We start from the raw sequence: 14,763 nt of genomic DNA on the forward strand, positions 1-14,763 counted from the left end.
GAGCAGCTATGTTTGGTATTGTTGCGCCGCCTGCTCATGTGTTGTCGCCCGCTAAGGTGGAGCGTTATCGCTTCGTGTACTGCGGTGTGTGTCACTGTTTGAAGCACGACACGGGGCAGCTTTCGCGTTTGTCACTAAGCTACGACTGCGTATTTTTGGCGCTGGTGCATTTGTCGCTGTACGAAGATGAAGAACACAGCGTGAACGGTTCGTGCGTTTTTCACCCAATTGCAAATCGTCCTGCGCTCTCGGCGCGCTCCTTGCATTATGCTGCGTCAATGAATGTGCTGTTTGCGTATTTTAAGCTGCTGGACGACTGGGTTGACAACGCATCGCGCACCGCACGCATTGCATCGCTTCTTGCACAACGTTCGTATCGCACAGCAAGCGAACAGTTTCCCCGTCAAGCGCACATTATTGAGCAGGGAGTTGCAGCGCTTGCGGACATCGAACAAACGGCACTGCGGACACACGCGTCATCTGCACAAAGCAACGCTTTGCTTCAAGCGGGTGATAAAGCAGCAGCAACGTTTGGTGCTGTTCTCGGGGAAATTTTTGCACCATACCCTGATCGCTGGCAGGATTTGCTGCGCGAGTTTGGCTTTTGGCTGGGTAAGTTCATCTATTTGATGGATGCGGCGCTTGATGTTGAGCAAGACTGCGCAAACGCTACGTTTAATGTTTTTCGAGACACTTCTTTAACAAGTATAGAAATGCGCTCGATTTTATCGACATGTATGCGGTATGCTTGTGAAGCGTTTGAAAAATTGCCGCTTGTGCAAGATTGCACGCTGATGAGAAGCATACTGTATGAAGGTGTATGGGCGCAGTTTAACGCAAAGTATGAAGTTGCACAGCAACAGACGTTAGGGGAACAGAGTGAGTAAATCGCCCTATGAAATACTAGGAGTATCTCCCGGTGCTTCAAGCGATGAGATTAAAAAAGCATATCGAAAAAAAGCACGCGAAAATCATCCTGATTTGAACCCAGGCGATAAAGATGCTGCTGCTCGTATGAATGAGATCAACGAAGCGTATGAGCGTCTTACTAATCCTGAAAAATTTGCGCGTGAAGATGCACGCCGCCGCGCTCAAGAAGCGTATGCGCAAGGTACAACAGGATATTCTTCGCCGTTTGGCAATCCGTATGCAAGCCCTTATGGCAGTCCGAATGGAAACCCAACCAGCAATCCATTTGGTGACGGTAATCCGTTTGCAAATCCGTTTGGTGGCCCCTTTACATGGACGACTACCAATTTTACGTGGGAAGACATTTTTGGCGCGTATCAATATGCAGGTGAAGGGCCGCATGATATTCATCCCGAAGCGAACATCTCTGATAGCGCTGAGATGCGTGCTGCTATTGATCATCTGAATGCAAATCGCTACGAGCAAGCTAAGATGACACTTGACGCTATCGCGCCTGAAAAACGCACTGCACGCTGGCTTTACCTGGCGTCACTTGCAAATTATGGGGTTGGGAACACGGTGCTTGCCTATGAGCAAATTCGTCGCGCGTGCGAGCGTGAACCAAACAATGCCGACTTCAGACGTGTATATAACTCGTTTCAGGGTGCACCGCGCAGCTATGAAGATCAAGCACGTAGTCACGGTTTTAGTTGCACGAGCGCCAGTTGTATTGAATGTTGCTGCGCTATTGTTGCGCTGAATATTTGCATGGGTTCGTGCAGTCGCATTTCTGCCATTTCTGCTGGTGGGCTTGCGGGAGTGCGCCCGTGTTTCTAGCGGGTCTCTCGTGCATGAATGTGTTGTGTGGCGCGTAGTGTACCAAGCGGGATTGTGCGGGGAACAGAGCATCCCACGTTTTGTATGTGCGTTGCGCTGCGTCACACTTTCATTGTCGCGCGGCGGTGCACTGTGTTATACCCGCATTGTTTCGTGCTGCGTCTTAATGACACCCGCTACATCCACCATCAGGCTTAATGTTTTTGCAGCTCGGGCATGCCGCCATACCACCGAGTGCTGTTTCGCGCAATTCCATCGGCAGAGCTTTCCCAACTTTATACATGGCTTCTACCGTTTCATCGAAAGGCACAATATGTTTGATGCCTGCCAAAGCACAATGTGCTGCCATCAGCGCATTTGCTGCTGCGGTGGTGTTTCGCATCTGACACGGCGCTTCCACAAGACCGGCGATAGGGTCGCACACGAGCCCCAAAATGTTTGAAATGGCAGTTGATGCAGCGTGAAGACACATTTCAGGGCTGCCACCCATAAGTTCCACTACCGCACTTGCCGCCATACCACTTGAGGCACCAATTTCTGCTTGACATCCTCCTTCAGCACCTGCAACGGTTGCATTGCGCGCAATTAAATATCCGATAGCTGCGGCGTTTAAGAGCGCTTTGTGCATCTGTTCGCGCGTGCAGTGAAAGGTATCGCGCATCGACATCAAGACAGCGGGCATAACGCCTGACGAACCTGCTGTTGGAGCGGCAACAATGCGACCCATTGAAGCATTTGTTTCCAGAACAGCAAGCGCGTATTGGCACAGCAGCTGGAATTGCCCCGAAAGTACTCCCTGTTCGCCAAAGTTGTGCACGCGTGCCGCTTCACCACCGATAAGCCCACCCATTGATTTTTGCGGATGGGTAAGCGGTGTATGGGTGGCTTCGTGCATTACTTCTACAATGTAATCGAGGTACTCATCGGTGCTTCGTGCGTCACTGGGAGCTAAACTTTCAAGCACGTGCTCGCGTTTCTCAAAGAGTGAACCTATGCTCATTTGGTGTTTTTCACATGCGTCAAGCAGTTCTTTTCCCGATGTAAAGTTGTAGCGTGCAAGCTGCTGTTCCAAATCACCCGGATAGAGCGCCGCCTCAAGGGCATCAGAATTTGCTTGCGCGCTGGGAGCTGGGATAAAACGCACGCTTTTGATAGCGTCATGCGCGAGTATTTCTTCAATTGTATGCTCAGGTACGGTATCGTCAATTTCAAGAACGGTAAACGCATCGCCACCTTTTTCACTACGGTGAAGCGAAACAGTTGCAATGTTTACGTGTTGGCTGCTCAGGCACGACGTTATGTGCGAAAGCACGCCTGGTGAGTCGTTTTGATGCACAATCATGTTATTGAATTCGCCCGTAATCGCAACGTCGATGCCGTCTATTTTGCGCAGTTCAGCTGCTCCTCCACCGATTGACGCCCCGCGCACATCAAGCTCGTTTCCTTTTGCATCAACAACGTGAATATCAACCGTATTGGGATGACCTGCGTCGGTTTCAGTGTCAGGAATGATGCGTATGTTGATGCCGCGTTTCTTAGCTTCATCAAATGACGTACGCAGGCGCGTGTCGTCAGGCTGAAATCCAAGAATGCCTGCAACAAGCGCACGATCGGTACCGTGTCCACGATAGGTATGCGCAAACGAGCCATACAATGTAAAGGATACTTGTGTTGGCGGCGCACAAAGAAGGTTGCGCGCCATAAGCGCAATGCGGCATGCTCCAGCTGTGTGGGAAGAGGATGGTCCAATCATTACAGGACCAATAATATCGCGTAATCCTAATTGCTTCATAGTTACCTTAACTTCTCGTCTGTTTGCATGAATTATGGGTGGTTAACAATGTTCTAACAAATGAGCTTTTTGGCGTATCACCGTTGTTTCATGGTTCGCATGCTTGCTATTATGCAACACAGTACTTGCACATTATGTTTGATTGTAAGACGTATACGCTTTTGTTGCCTTGCTACATTGTTGCTTACGCTCGTGAGTGTCTACGATATGCGAGTAACACTGCTGTTTATGGTTATACCGTACTTGTGCTCAAAAATAAGCGACACGAAAGGGTAATAGTGTTAGCGGTTTTAACAAAGCGGTAAGTGTACGTATATACGTTGTACTATGCATGCGTAGGTGCGTTGTATTATGTACCGAACACTCTTGCGAAAACCGTGCAAAATTTGCCTGCTTAATGCGCAACAATGCCTTTATATGATACATTTAATCGTAGCATAGGGCGTGATAGTACAACGAACGACGTTTAGAGCAGATTGAAGTTCATACCGCGGCGTAGCTTATTGTTTTATGGAGTCTAGTGCGTCATTGGTGGTATGTTCTCCATACGTAGTGAGCATACAGAAGCAATAAGCATACAGAAGTAACACGTTTGCATAAGAAATGAATGTACATAAGAAGAGATAGACCATACTAGAAAAGGGAGTAAACCATGGTTGATAAGCGGCTTTTGTCCGTTGTGCCTCAAGCTAAAACTGCCATTGGCAAAACAGTTGCAGCTCAGTTCGTAGGCCTTATTGCGGGCATTTTGTTCGCATACAGCCTAGCGTTAGTGCTTGCAGGAATGATTGCGAAATCACCCATAAACTTTGCGCTGGTAATACCTTGTTTTGCTGCAGCATTGGTGCTGAAATTCGCATCTGCCAAAATTGCTGAACATTTTTCGTATATGGCAGCGCGTGATGTAAAACTTGCACTTCGCAGAAAAATTTATGAAAAGCTTTTGCGTTTAGGTAAGTGCGCATCGTCTCATTCATCAAGTGCCGAGCTTATTCAAACAACGGTTGAAGGTACCGAGCAACTTGAAATTTATTTCGGAAAATTTTTGCCCCAGCTGATGTACGCGGTGGTTGCGCCTGTTAGTTTGTTTATCGTTCTGCTTTTTGTTAACGTTCCCAGTGCTATTGCGCTGCTTGTATTTGTGCCTCTTATTCCTGCAACGATTATGGCTATACAGCAGCTTGCAAAGCGTGTTATGGGCAAATATTGGGATACATACACCAATCTTGGCGACACGTTTTTGGAGAATTTGCAAGGGTTAGTAACGCTGAAAATTTACCAGGCCGATGCGCTGCGTCACGAAAAAATGAATGAAGAAGCTGAAAACTTTCGCTTGGCAACGATGCGTGTGCTGCGCATGCAGCTCAATTCGATTATTGTGATGGATATTGTAGCGTTAGGTGGCGCTGTTGCAGGCATGAGCGTTGGGTTATACCAGATGGTAACGGGCGCCCTTGATGTCTTTGGTTTCTTGTTTATCGTATTGGTATCAGCTGATTTCTTCATTCCGATGCGCACGCTGGGATCGTATTTTCATGTTGCTATGAATGGTATGTCGGCAAGTGACAAAATTTTCACGTTTCTGAATGAAAGCGAGCAGCAGCGTGGCACTGCGCGCGTTGAAGGCGAACCTGTTATCGAGTTTAGAGATGTGACATTTGCGTATCCATCTGTTTCACGTGATGAGGAAGCTGCAGATGACGGCGTGGTAGCAGCAAGCGGCGCAGGAACAGACGCGCCACCAAGCAGCGACGATACAAACGTGTCACCAAGCAGCACCCAAACAGGCGCGCCATCAGCTGAAAGCACGCCATCAGCCGCGAGCGCATCTTCGTGCGCAAGCACGCCCGTGTTGCGCAACATTACGATGACGCTTCCTGCGCAAGGTATGTGCGCTGTTGTGGGACTTTCCGGTTCTGGCAAATCAAGCTTGGCACACCTGATTGCAGGCGAGTATCTCAATTTTACCGGCTCGCTTACTATTGGATCTATCCCTGTGCAGCAGCTTAGTTTGCAAGCGCTTTCTGACACTATTACTACCGTTCCTACCGGCGATTATGTGTTTAGTGGTACGCTTCGTTCAATGTTGTGCATGGCGCGTCCGCATGCCACCGATGCTGAATTATGGGACGCCCTTGAAAAAGCCAATATTGCATCGTTTGTTAAAAACGCAGGTGGTCTTGACATGCCTATCGAAGCACAAGGCTTAAATGTTTCAGGTGGTCAGCGTCAGCGTTTGTGTCTTGCACGCGCGCTTTTGCATAATACGCCTTACTACATATTCGACGAAGCAACGAGCAATATTGACGTGGAATCAGAAGAGCATATCAATGCTGCTATTGAGCGCCTTGCGCGCGAAAAAGGCGTGCTTGTTATTTCGCATCGCTTGGCGAATGTGGTTCATGCTCAGCGCATTTTTGTACTGCATGAAGGAGCACTCGTTGGATGGGGCACTCATGAAGAATTGCTTGCAACGTGTGATATGTATCGCAGCTTATGGAACCAGCAAAGTGCATTAGAGAACATTCGCAAAGGAGAAGTTCAATGAATGAATTTACAACATCGATGCCAGAAGATTTTGATGCACGTCCCAATAATGCACACATCAGCAGCGATGCGTATGCGATGAGTGCTCCTGTTTGTATTTGGCGTATGTTGGGTTTAGTAGGTTCATTTGCTGGCGTTGTAACACTGGCGGTAATCTTTGGCGTACTGGGATTTTTGTGTGCTATTTTTATTCCTGTTATTGCACTTGCAGGACTTGGCGTTATCCTCAATCTTCCTAGTAACTTTTTTATATTTACCAGCCATGATGCAGAATTTCTTCCCTTTATTATATCGGTACTGATAGCGCTTTCTATATTGCGTGGATGTTTGCGTTATTTAGAGCAGTTGTGTAATCACTATATCGCATTTAAGCTGCTTGCCGTGTTGCGTGATAAGGTGTTCGGCGTGATGCGTACGCTTGCCCCTGCAAAATTAAGCAGTTCACAGGCGGGGAATTTAATTTCGCTTATCACGTCGGATATAGAATTACTTGAAGTGTTTTATGCGCACACTATTTCGCCCGTATTGATAGCCAGTATTACCAGCATTATTATGGTAATATGCGCAGGTATTCTGCACCCGTGGTGTGCATTTGTTGCGCTGGTTTCGTATGTTATCGTTGGTCTTGTTGTGCCTGTATGGATTTATTCATATATGGGTAATATTGGTTTGCAGGTACGTGAAAAAGCAGGCGATCTTACAAATTGCGTGCTTGAAAATTTGCGCGGTTTGGCAGTTGTGTTGCAATTTTCTGCCATTGAAGCGCGTCTTGAACGCATGATTACACAATCAAAACAGCTGCTTGAGCACCAAAAAGTGGTGTCGGATAAAGCAGGTTTGTCGTTTGCTGTTGCGGGTGTGCTTATTATGCTGCTGAGCCTTGTGCAGCTGTGTGTGTGCGCTGTTCTTGTTCAGCAAGGCAGCATGCTGCCACTTGATGGAGTTATTGCATCAGTTTTGTTGTTCTCATCGTTTGGACCTGTTGTTGCGCTTGCTAATTTAGGAACATCGCTTCAAGGAACACTTGCATCGGGCAAACGTGTATTAAGCTTACTTGCTGAAAAGCCTGCCTTGCGTGATGTGGAACAGGGCGTGAAGTTGCGTCCAACAAGTGCATCAGTGCAGCAGGTTCAGTTTTCATATCCGAATACAAACGAGTGCGTACTTCGCGATGTGTCCCTTGAAATACCTGCTGGCAAAATTGTGGGTATAGCAGGTAAAAGCGGCTCGGGCAAGTCGAGTTTATGCCGTTTGTTGATGCGTTTTTGGGACGTATCACAAGGCCGCATTTTACTTTCTGATGTTCCTATCGATACGATTGAAACGCGCTCTTTACGCGCAGGTCAGGCTCTTGTTGAGCAAGATACGTATATTTTTCATATGTCTATTAAAGAAAACGTGCTCATTGCGCGCGAGAACGCTTCGTTTGAAGATGTGCAAGAAGCATGTAAGCGCGCCTCACTTCACGACTTTATTATGAGTTTGCCGCAAGGCTACGACACGCAGGTAAGCGAGCTTGGTGCGTCGCTGTCAGGTGGTCAGCGTCAGCGTTTGGGGCTTGCGCGTGCCTTTTTGCACGACAGTTCGTTTTTGCTTCTTGACGAGCCAACAAGTAATTTGGACTCGCTGAACGAGGCGGTTATTTTAAGCAGCTTGCGCTCGCTTGCGGGGAAGCGAACCGTGGTGCTTATTTCGCATCGCGCATCCACGATGAACAGCGCCGATGTGCATTATACGCTCGATTGTGGACGAGTGTCATAGCTGCACGTGCGGGGGCGCTTGAGCGCGGGAACGCGTTCAAGCGCAGCATCGGCGTTGGGTTTGGGCGCGTGTTTGAGCCCAGCAACGGCGTTGGGAACGGGCGCATGTGCGAGCGCGGTTGGGTGTGGTGTGTGGATGCGGTGCATGTTTTCGCACGTTGGAGGCGTTGTTTCGCCTGACGCACGCCGCGGTACACGTCAGTGTGCATTGAGAGGGGATTGGCATGGTTCAACATGTTGAACAGGTAAAACACAAGGGTGGCAACGCAGCGCCGCAGGCGTCGCTTGACGCGCATGGCGTTGCGCATAATCGGCCGCTTACGCCTGAAGAGCGCCGCGAAAAGCAAGACAAAGAAATAAGCAACGTGTCGCGCATGATAGGCATCTATTGTCACGGCGTGCACAAAAGCGCCAAAGGGCAGCTGTGCGATGAGTGTCGCGAGCTGCTTGAATACGCGTCTGCGCGCATTCGTGCGTGCAGGGTGATGGACACGAAAACCTTTTGTTCGTCATGCAAAATTCATTGCTATGCGCCTGCGAAGCGCGAACAAATTCGCCAAGTCATGCGCTATGCAGGGCCGCGGATGATGCTCGTTAATCCTGGTCGCGTTCTGGAACATATTATCGATTCGCGCAAAGCACGCGCTTTCGAAAAACAAAATAATAGTACGCAAGCATCAAAATAAGAACCGCACTCCACGTAATGGGAAACACGTATCCAACACCTGGCGCTCCAAGCGTTGTTAGCGGCGTGAACAGCAACAATGCGCACCGTCCGCCCACAAAACAGCTCAAGATAACCAGCATCGCGTACAGCGTTTTTTTACCGCCGCGGCAAATTCCTACGAACACTTCCACAAACGCGTAAATAAAATACAGTGGAAATACGGCGCGCATAATACTTACCGTGATGGCAATAACGTCCGCATCGTGTGTGAACAGGCCAACAACAGTATCGGCGAACAAATACAGCGTACCTGGGAAAAGAATTGACAAGCCGCAGCCCAGCGCGCAGGCTACCCGTAAACCCTGTTTCACGCGAGCATACTGTGCCGCTCCTAAATTTTGCGCTGTGAATACGCTGAGCGCCTGGCTCAGTGCGATAAGTGGGCCGTAGCAGAGTATCTCTATCTTGAAATACGCCGTAAATGCAGCAATTTCGTGCGTGCCGAGCGTGTTAATGATACTTTGTATAAATGCGTTTGAAAACGTGATAAGCGCGCCTTGAACCGCAGATGGCAGGCCAATGGACAGTATGTGTTTGCATTCGTGCGCGTCAATGCGCAGCTTGCGCAGGCGCAGCGCATAATCGGCGTGCAAACGGGTAAGGCACAGCAGCATAAGCACACACACGATTCCTTGCGCAATTAAGGTTGACCAGGCGATACCTTCAACATCGCTGTGCAAAAGACACAGAAACGCAAGGTTTAATCCAACGTTAAGCACGCCTCCGATACCTTGAATGTACAGCGGGATTTTTGAATTGCCAAGACCGCGCATAATGCCTGCTCCCATGTCGAACAGCGCATAAAACGGCAAGCTTAAAAAGTAAATTTGAACGTACGTTGCTGTGCTTTGTAAAATTTCTTCGGGCACGTTTTGGCTTTGCATCAGGGGAAATGCCATGATGCTGCCAACAAGCCCAATGCAGGCGCTTATGATAAGCGAAACGATAAGCGACGTGTGGATGTTTGCCGAGATGCCTGCGTGGTTGCGCGCGCCAAAATAGCTGGCTACAGCCACGTTTGCACCTAACGCAAGACCCGAAAAGAAGCTAATCCAAAGCACTACAACAAAACTTGCTGCGCCGATAGCTGCAAGTGCGTCAGTGCCAAGAAGGCTGCCTGCACAGAGTGCATCGACTGTTGCGTACAGCAGTTGTACTAAACTAAGCGCAAACAGGGGCAATGCAAAACGCAAAAGCGCGGTGCTGACGCGACCTTCAGTTAATGTGTGTTCCATAGTATCCTCACCAGCATAAACGCAAGCGATGCGCATGCTGTTTTTGTACCTGTGTGGCTCTCAGTGCGAACGTGTGTCGTGTGTAACGCTGTTGGCGCAGCGCTTCACATGGTGCTGACGCGCCGCTTGCAATGCTGGTGACGCGTCTTGATTCACATGCGTGTTCGAGCTCGTTGCGAACGCGTTTGCGATTGCGCGCCTGTTTCTGAAGCCGCGTCCAACCATGTTCCCGTGTCCGTTCCTGCTGCTCGTACACGTTTCAATCGCGTGCCCAGCTACGCGTTCAACCACGTTCCCGCGCCCGTGCCCAAATACGAGCCCGCACCTCGCATTCGCGTTCAAACTTGCGTCCGTTCTCAAGCACGTTCCTGTTTTCGTTCCCGCGCTCAAGCATGTTCCCGAGTTCGGAGCCCACCACGCATCCGACCACGTTTCCGAGTTCGTGCCCAACCACGCACCCGATCACGTCCGAGCGATTTTTAGAGCCTCTTCCCAAATATCCCTTTCTGTATTGTATCGAAAGATGGGGTATTTACCTTTGCATTCACACGAACTGCAATTTTTTCATAAGCGAATAATTTCCGAATTGTAAAGATAGTACACCAAGCAAAGCGGTATACTATTCAAGTTATGGTATGGAGCGCACGCAAGGAGGGCATATGATTGAATGCATGAAAACTGGCCCTGATGGAACAACAAAAATTCCTGCTCCTGTACCAGGTTGTTGGATTAGCGTGGTAAAGCCCGACCAATCAGAGCGACAATGGCTGCAAGAGACATTAGGCATTGTTCCTGAGTTTGTGCGTTCAGCGTTCGACGAAGAAGAAAGCTCGCATACCGACTTTGACGACGACACAAAGCAAGCGCTTGTTATCGTTGACTGCCCGTGCGTTGAGGACGATCAGGAAAGTGACGATCCGTCAACCGTGCAGTATGAAACGCAGCCGCTATCGTTGCTGTTCATTCCCGAAAAAGATGTGATTGTTACGGTAAGTTTGCGCCGCAATGAAACCATTGAAGCGTTTTTGTCGGGGCGCGTGCGCAATATCAATACGAACTTGAAAACACGCTTTTTGCTGCGCATTTTGCTGCACGTTTCGCAGCGCTATCTGCAATGTTTGCGCAACATCGACCGACAATTTAACGCTAACGAAAAAATTCTGCGCGAAACATTGCGCGATGAACAGCTTATTAAAATGCTCGGATTTCAGAAATCGCTCGTATATTTTTCCACCTCGCTGAAAGCCGATGAAGCGACGCTAACGCGCATTAAAAACAGGCAGATCATTCGCTTATATGATGACGATAAAGACCTACTTGACGACGTGTTTATCGAAATTCGACAAGCTATCGAGATGACAAGCATTTATACAAACATTTTGGAAGGTACTATGGATACCTTCGGCACTATCATTAACAATAATGTAAGTCAGTCTATGCGTATTTTAACGGTTGTTACCCTGGTACTTTCTGTGCCAACGATCGTGTTTAGTTTTTATGGCATGAACACAGAAGATAAGTTGCCTTTTGCTGCCGACTGGATTCCGCCGATGATTATCACGGCGGCACTCTGCGTTGTTGCCATTGTGCTTCTGCGCCGCAAGCGCCTGATTTAGTTTCCATTTCAAAATTTATATAAGCACGGTTATACGCATTGTGTTATTATCTTTATAGAGAATAATTCTGCAACAAGAATAATTAAAAGGGGATCTCATGAAGAAAACACCAATGCGTATTGTAGGATCATGCGTTATGAGTGCTGTCTTAGCAGGAGCTTTTATACCTGCACAACCGCTCAAAGCATATGCGAGCACTCACATAGCAAACTCTGCAACACAATCTGATGCTACTCAAGGCGCTTCCACTCAAAGTGATGCAGCAGTTCCTGAAGCGTGGTCGGTTGACAATTTTGTCATTGAAAAAGAAGGCGACCATGCAGTTGTTAAAGGTTTATCGCAAGCAGGCGAAACAAAACTCCAAACGTGCAAAACCTTAGTGCTGCCTGCGCGCTACGATAATCTTGATATTTCGAAGATTGCCAAGGCTGCATTTAAGAAAAAAGTCTTTACAAGTGTGTATATACCCTCCACTATTACCTCTATCGAAGAAAAAGCCTTTTTCGGATGTAAGATTAAAGAACTATCGATTTCAGACAAACTGGCACACCTTGGTAAAGCTGCGTTTATGATGAATGAACTGAGCGTTCTTGATGTACCTGCTTCATTAACTACAATTCCTGAAAATGCATTTAATGAAAATAAGCTTATGTCCTTGCGTTTATCTGAAGGCATAACAAAAATAGAAACTCGTGCGTTTTATGATAACAATCTTCCTGATGTTGTTATACCAAAAAGCTTGGAATTTGTAGCTCCTAATGCGTTTGAGTATCAACATGACGGCAATAAGCCCGAGCAGAAAGCAACGCTTCATACTATCGATAAAACTAATCCGCATAATCTGAAAAATTCGCAAAATCATACTATTATTGCTGAAACAACAACGCTTAACCCCAACACATTTACTCCTTTTAGTGAAGAATTAAGTTCACTTCAACGCATTCTCGATCGTTTTTATGTGAGCGCTGATGGTAAGGATGTTCCCAGTAAGGGTGTTCGTATCAATAAAAATGGCATTGAAGTAGAACGCTGGATTACGCCTCAGCAAAAAATGGATACGCTTAAGCTTCTTGAAAAAGCTTATGAAGCACATTTTTTCCGCAATATTGATGAGCGGCAAGTAGAAGCGCTTAACAAGGAGCTTGCCGCTCGCTATCTTGAGCTTGGCAAGCAAGGAGAAACGCAAACCGGAACTGCGCCTTCGCTTGAACGTTTTTCAGCTCCTGTTGAAACACTTAAAATTGGTGTACATGGCTGGACGCCTCTTTATAAAAAATCTCTGTTCGCAAAATATCTTGAAGTAGGTTTGCGTGATACTACACGTCCTAACAGCCGTTTGTATCGTTTGCAAGCTATTGATGACACAACGCCTACTATGCTGCGTCTTGATTTTCTTGTACCACTGCGTAATAACTCGCAAGAAGCGCCAGAGAAGTATGAAATTGAATGTAATATGCCTGGACTTGCATTCTTTAAGCCCGATGACACCGAGAATCTTAAACATAGTCCGCAAACCGATTTGTCGGTTATAGTGCCTGATATTGAAGATGAAGCGCATCCAAAGCACAAAAACGTGGGATTTGGGCTTGAGCCTGGCGCAGTTGCCTTATTTAATGTTGGTGAAAATGGCGATACGCTTGATAATTTATGGCAGACGGTTGTGTGCGGATATGCGCCGAATAAAGTGCCCCATGTGAGCGCTCATAAGGGGCTTGCATTTAAGGGTTGGTCGCTTACCAAGCCTGCTGGCGTGCTTAATGATGGCGACGATGGCCATCTTGTTGACCCTACGAAAGTGCCGCTTAATAAACATACTGTTTACTATGCTGTGTATGAAAAAGCGGCTGTTCCTGCTCCAGTGCCTGTTCCTGCTGTACCTCAGCCAGGGACTGGAGAGCAGCACCCTGCGACTGTTGTGCAGTATAAAGCACTTCCCGAAAATATTATCGATTTAGCGCGTTTAGTGGATTATGTGTATACAAGCCCCGATGGCAATGATGTTCCTACTGCGTTTAATACTATTGGAACTACTAAACCTAAAGATATCTTATTTGCTAACGATGCCGTTGCAAAAAAAGTTAATAAGCAATTAGTTTATGTTGATCAAGATACAAAAAATAAGTTGAAGCAAGAGCTTTTTAATGCGTATAAGAAATTTTATATTGACCAAAGTAGCGACATTACACTTACCGATATTTCAAGTATTGATATTAAACCAGGCAAAAAGGGTAACTGTGACGCTATTGATGTACACAACATCAAACTAAAGTTTAACAATTATTCCGCAAGGAAGAACGGTCTGCAGCGTCAAAAAGAGGAATACTTTGCATTATTCGATATAAACGATTCTCAGAATGTTATGTATCCTATTCACAAATTCGGCTATTTTCCTAATGGTAGAACTAATTCAGCTCAGGCAAATTTTCAAGTAAAGAAAAGCGACAATGCAGAGTATCATCTAAAAGCAATACCAGGGTTTGCATTTGTTGACTTAGTAGCAGGAAAGCGCAGTACGATACAGTATCCACAAGTAAATCTTGAAAAGCAGCCTGGTAATAGCTCTGCATCACTTATATCAAAGCAGGAATTTACCGTTGAACCTGGATTTGTTGCGCTTTTTGATTGTGGCACTAATGGAGTGATTGAAAAAGGCGAATGCGTTCAAACATATGCACCGCAAACAACGCTTGATTATGTTCCTACCGTAAAAGCAAAGGATGACTTTACGTTTAAAGGATGGAAAGCACAGGGCTCTGACACAGTGTTAAGCTCAGAGGAGATTAAAGCAACTCAACTAACACAACACACGCTCTTTACTGCCGTGTATGAAAAAGCTGCTGTTCCTGCACCTGTGCCTCCTGTACCAGCTCCTAAGCCGCCAGCTCCAGCACCTGCGCCACGTCCCGAACCACAGCCAGGTAAAGAAACTCCCGTTCCAAGCTTTAATCAGGCAACCAAGCGCATTGCTGGTAACACTGCAGAAGACACCATGCAACAAATCGTGCAAACAGCGTTTCCTGATCCGGTAAAAGAAGTAGTACTTGCAACCAGTGAGAGCTATTGGGATGCACTTTCTGCAAACTCACTTGCTGGAAGCTTAAATGCGCCTGTATTACTTACACACCACAATCAACTACCAGCACAAACCATAGCAGAACTTAAACGTCTTAAAACAAGCAAAGTAGTTGTGTGCGGTGGAGAAAACGCCATCAGTAACGATGTTGTAGCACAGCTTAAAGGTCTCAGCATTGAAGTTGAGCGTGTTGCAGGTCAGATGGCAAGTGATACGGCAAACGATATTGCTCAAAAACTTGATAAGAGTGACACAGCCATTGTAGCT

At 47.1% G+C, this 14,763-nt stretch carries 9 protein-coding genes; 7 read left to right on the forward strand and 2 right to left on the reverse strand.

Annotated features, from left to right (window positions below; translation table 11 throughout):
* Positions 1-8: 8 nt before the first annotated feature.
* Both HMPREF3190_RS06110 and HMPREF3190_RS06115 read left to right on the forward strand, forming a co-directional pair.
* Entirely contained in the window at positions 9-887 is an 879-nt protein-coding gene (locus HMPREF3190_RS06110; RefSeq protein ID WP_066781386.1) for a DUF5685 family protein, read from the forward strand.
* Positions 880-1,746, forward strand: coding sequence for a J domain-containing protein (locus HMPREF3190_RS06115; RefSeq protein WP_066781388.1), 867 nt, complete (start codon positions 880-882; stop codon positions 1,744-1,746). Before HMPREF3190_RS06110 ends, HMPREF3190_RS06115 begins: the two co-directional genes overlap by 8 nt.
* 163 nt (positions 1,747-1,909) lie before the next feature.
* Here HMPREF3190_RS06115 and sdaAA read toward each other — a convergent pair whose 3' ends face one another.
* Positions 1,910-3,538: an L-serine ammonia-lyase, iron-sulfur-dependent, subunit alpha gene (gene sdaAA / locus HMPREF3190_RS06120; RefSeq protein ID WP_066781390.1), complete on the reverse strand. Its 1,629-nt coding sequence runs from the start codon at positions 3,536-3,538 to the stop codon at positions 1,910-1,912.
* Positions 3,539-4,190: 652 nt separating this feature from the next.
* On the opposite strand from sdaAA, the gene HMPREF3190_RS06130 reads away from it, so the two are divergent.
* The 3 genes from HMPREF3190_RS06130 to HMPREF3190_RS06145 all read left to right on the forward strand — a co-directional run bounded on the left by HMPREF3190_RS06130 (position 4,191) and on the right by HMPREF3190_RS06145 (position 8,531).
* The gene (locus HMPREF3190_RS06130) at positions 4,191-6,086 is read left to right on the forward strand and encodes an ABC transporter ATP-binding protein/permease (RefSeq protein ID WP_066781393.1); all 1,896 of its coding nucleotides are present in this window, start codon (positions 4,191-4,193) and stop codon (positions 6,084-6,086) included.
* On the forward strand, positions 6,083-7,846 hold the full coding sequence (locus HMPREF3190_RS06135) for an amino acid ABC transporter ATP-binding/permease protein (RefSeq protein WP_449676328.1): 1,764 nt from the start codon (positions 6,083-6,085) through the stop codon (positions 7,844-7,846). The genes HMPREF3190_RS06130 and HMPREF3190_RS06135 overlap by 4 nt, the downstream gene beginning before the upstream one ends.
* Positions 7,847-8,069: 223 nt before the next feature.
* A complete protein-coding gene (locus HMPREF3190_RS06145) occupies positions 8,070-8,531 on the forward strand; it encodes a nitrous oxide-stimulated promoter family protein (protein ID WP_082715214.1) in 462 nt (153 codons plus the stop codon).
* Here the strand turns inward: HMPREF3190_RS06145 and HMPREF3190_RS06150 are convergent.
* A complete protein-coding gene (locus tag HMPREF3190_RS06150) occupies positions 8,467-9,807 on the reverse strand; it encodes an MATE family efflux transporter (RefSeq protein ID WP_449676330.1) in 1,341 nt (446 codons plus the stop codon). The genes HMPREF3190_RS06145 and HMPREF3190_RS06150 overlap by 65 nt on opposite strands.
* A gap of 659 nt (positions 9,808-10,466) precedes the next feature.
* Here HMPREF3190_RS06150 and HMPREF3190_RS06160 point away from each other — a divergent pair.
* Both HMPREF3190_RS06160 and HMPREF3190_RS06165 read left to right on the forward strand, forming a co-directional pair.
* Complete coding sequence (locus HMPREF3190_RS06160; protein ID WP_066781401.1) at positions 10,467-11,423, forward strand: magnesium transporter CorA family protein; 957 nt, start codon at positions 10,467-10,469, stop codon at positions 11,421-11,423.
* Positions 11,424-11,520: 97 nt separating this feature from the next.
* On the forward strand, positions 11,521-14,763 hold a 3,243-nt coding region (locus tag HMPREF3190_RS06165; RefSeq protein ID WP_156425748.1), incomplete at its 3' end, for a leucine-rich repeat protein.

This window comes from Umbribacter vaginalis, assembly GCA_001552935.1.
GTDB lineage: Bacteria > Actinomycetota > Coriobacteriia > Coriobacteriales > Eggerthellaceae > Berryella > Berryella vaginalis.

Bases quoted from the DNA above. Each gene is read 5' to 3' on its own strand.
- HMPREF3190_RS06110 (WP_066781386.1), top strand. From the start codon at position 9: ATGTTTGGTATTGTTGCGCCGCCTGCTCATGTGTTGTCGCCCGCTAAG.
- sdaAA (WP_066781390.1), bottom strand. From the start codon at position 3,538: ATGAAGCAATTAGGATTACGCGATATTATTGGTCCTGTAATGATTGGA.
- HMPREF3190_RS06130 (WP_066781393.1), top strand. From the start codon at position 4,191: ATGGTTGATAAGCGGCTTTTGTCCGTTGTGCCTCAAGCTAAAACTGCC.
- HMPREF3190_RS06135 (WP_449676328.1), top strand. From the start codon at position 6,083: ATGAATGAATTTACAACATCGATGCCAGAAGATTTTGATGCACGTCCC.
- HMPREF3190_RS06145 (WP_082715214.1), top strand. From the start codon at position 8,070: ATGGTTCAACATGTTGAACAGGTAAAACACAAGGGTGGCAACGCAGCG.
- HMPREF3190_RS06150 (WP_449676330.1), bottom strand. From the start codon at position 9,807: ATGGAACACACATTAACTGAAGGTCGCGTCAGCACCGCGCTTTTGCGT.
- HMPREF3190_RS06160 (WP_066781401.1), top strand. From the start codon at position 10,467: ATGATTGAATGCATGAAAACTGGCCCTGATGGAACAACAAAAATTCCT.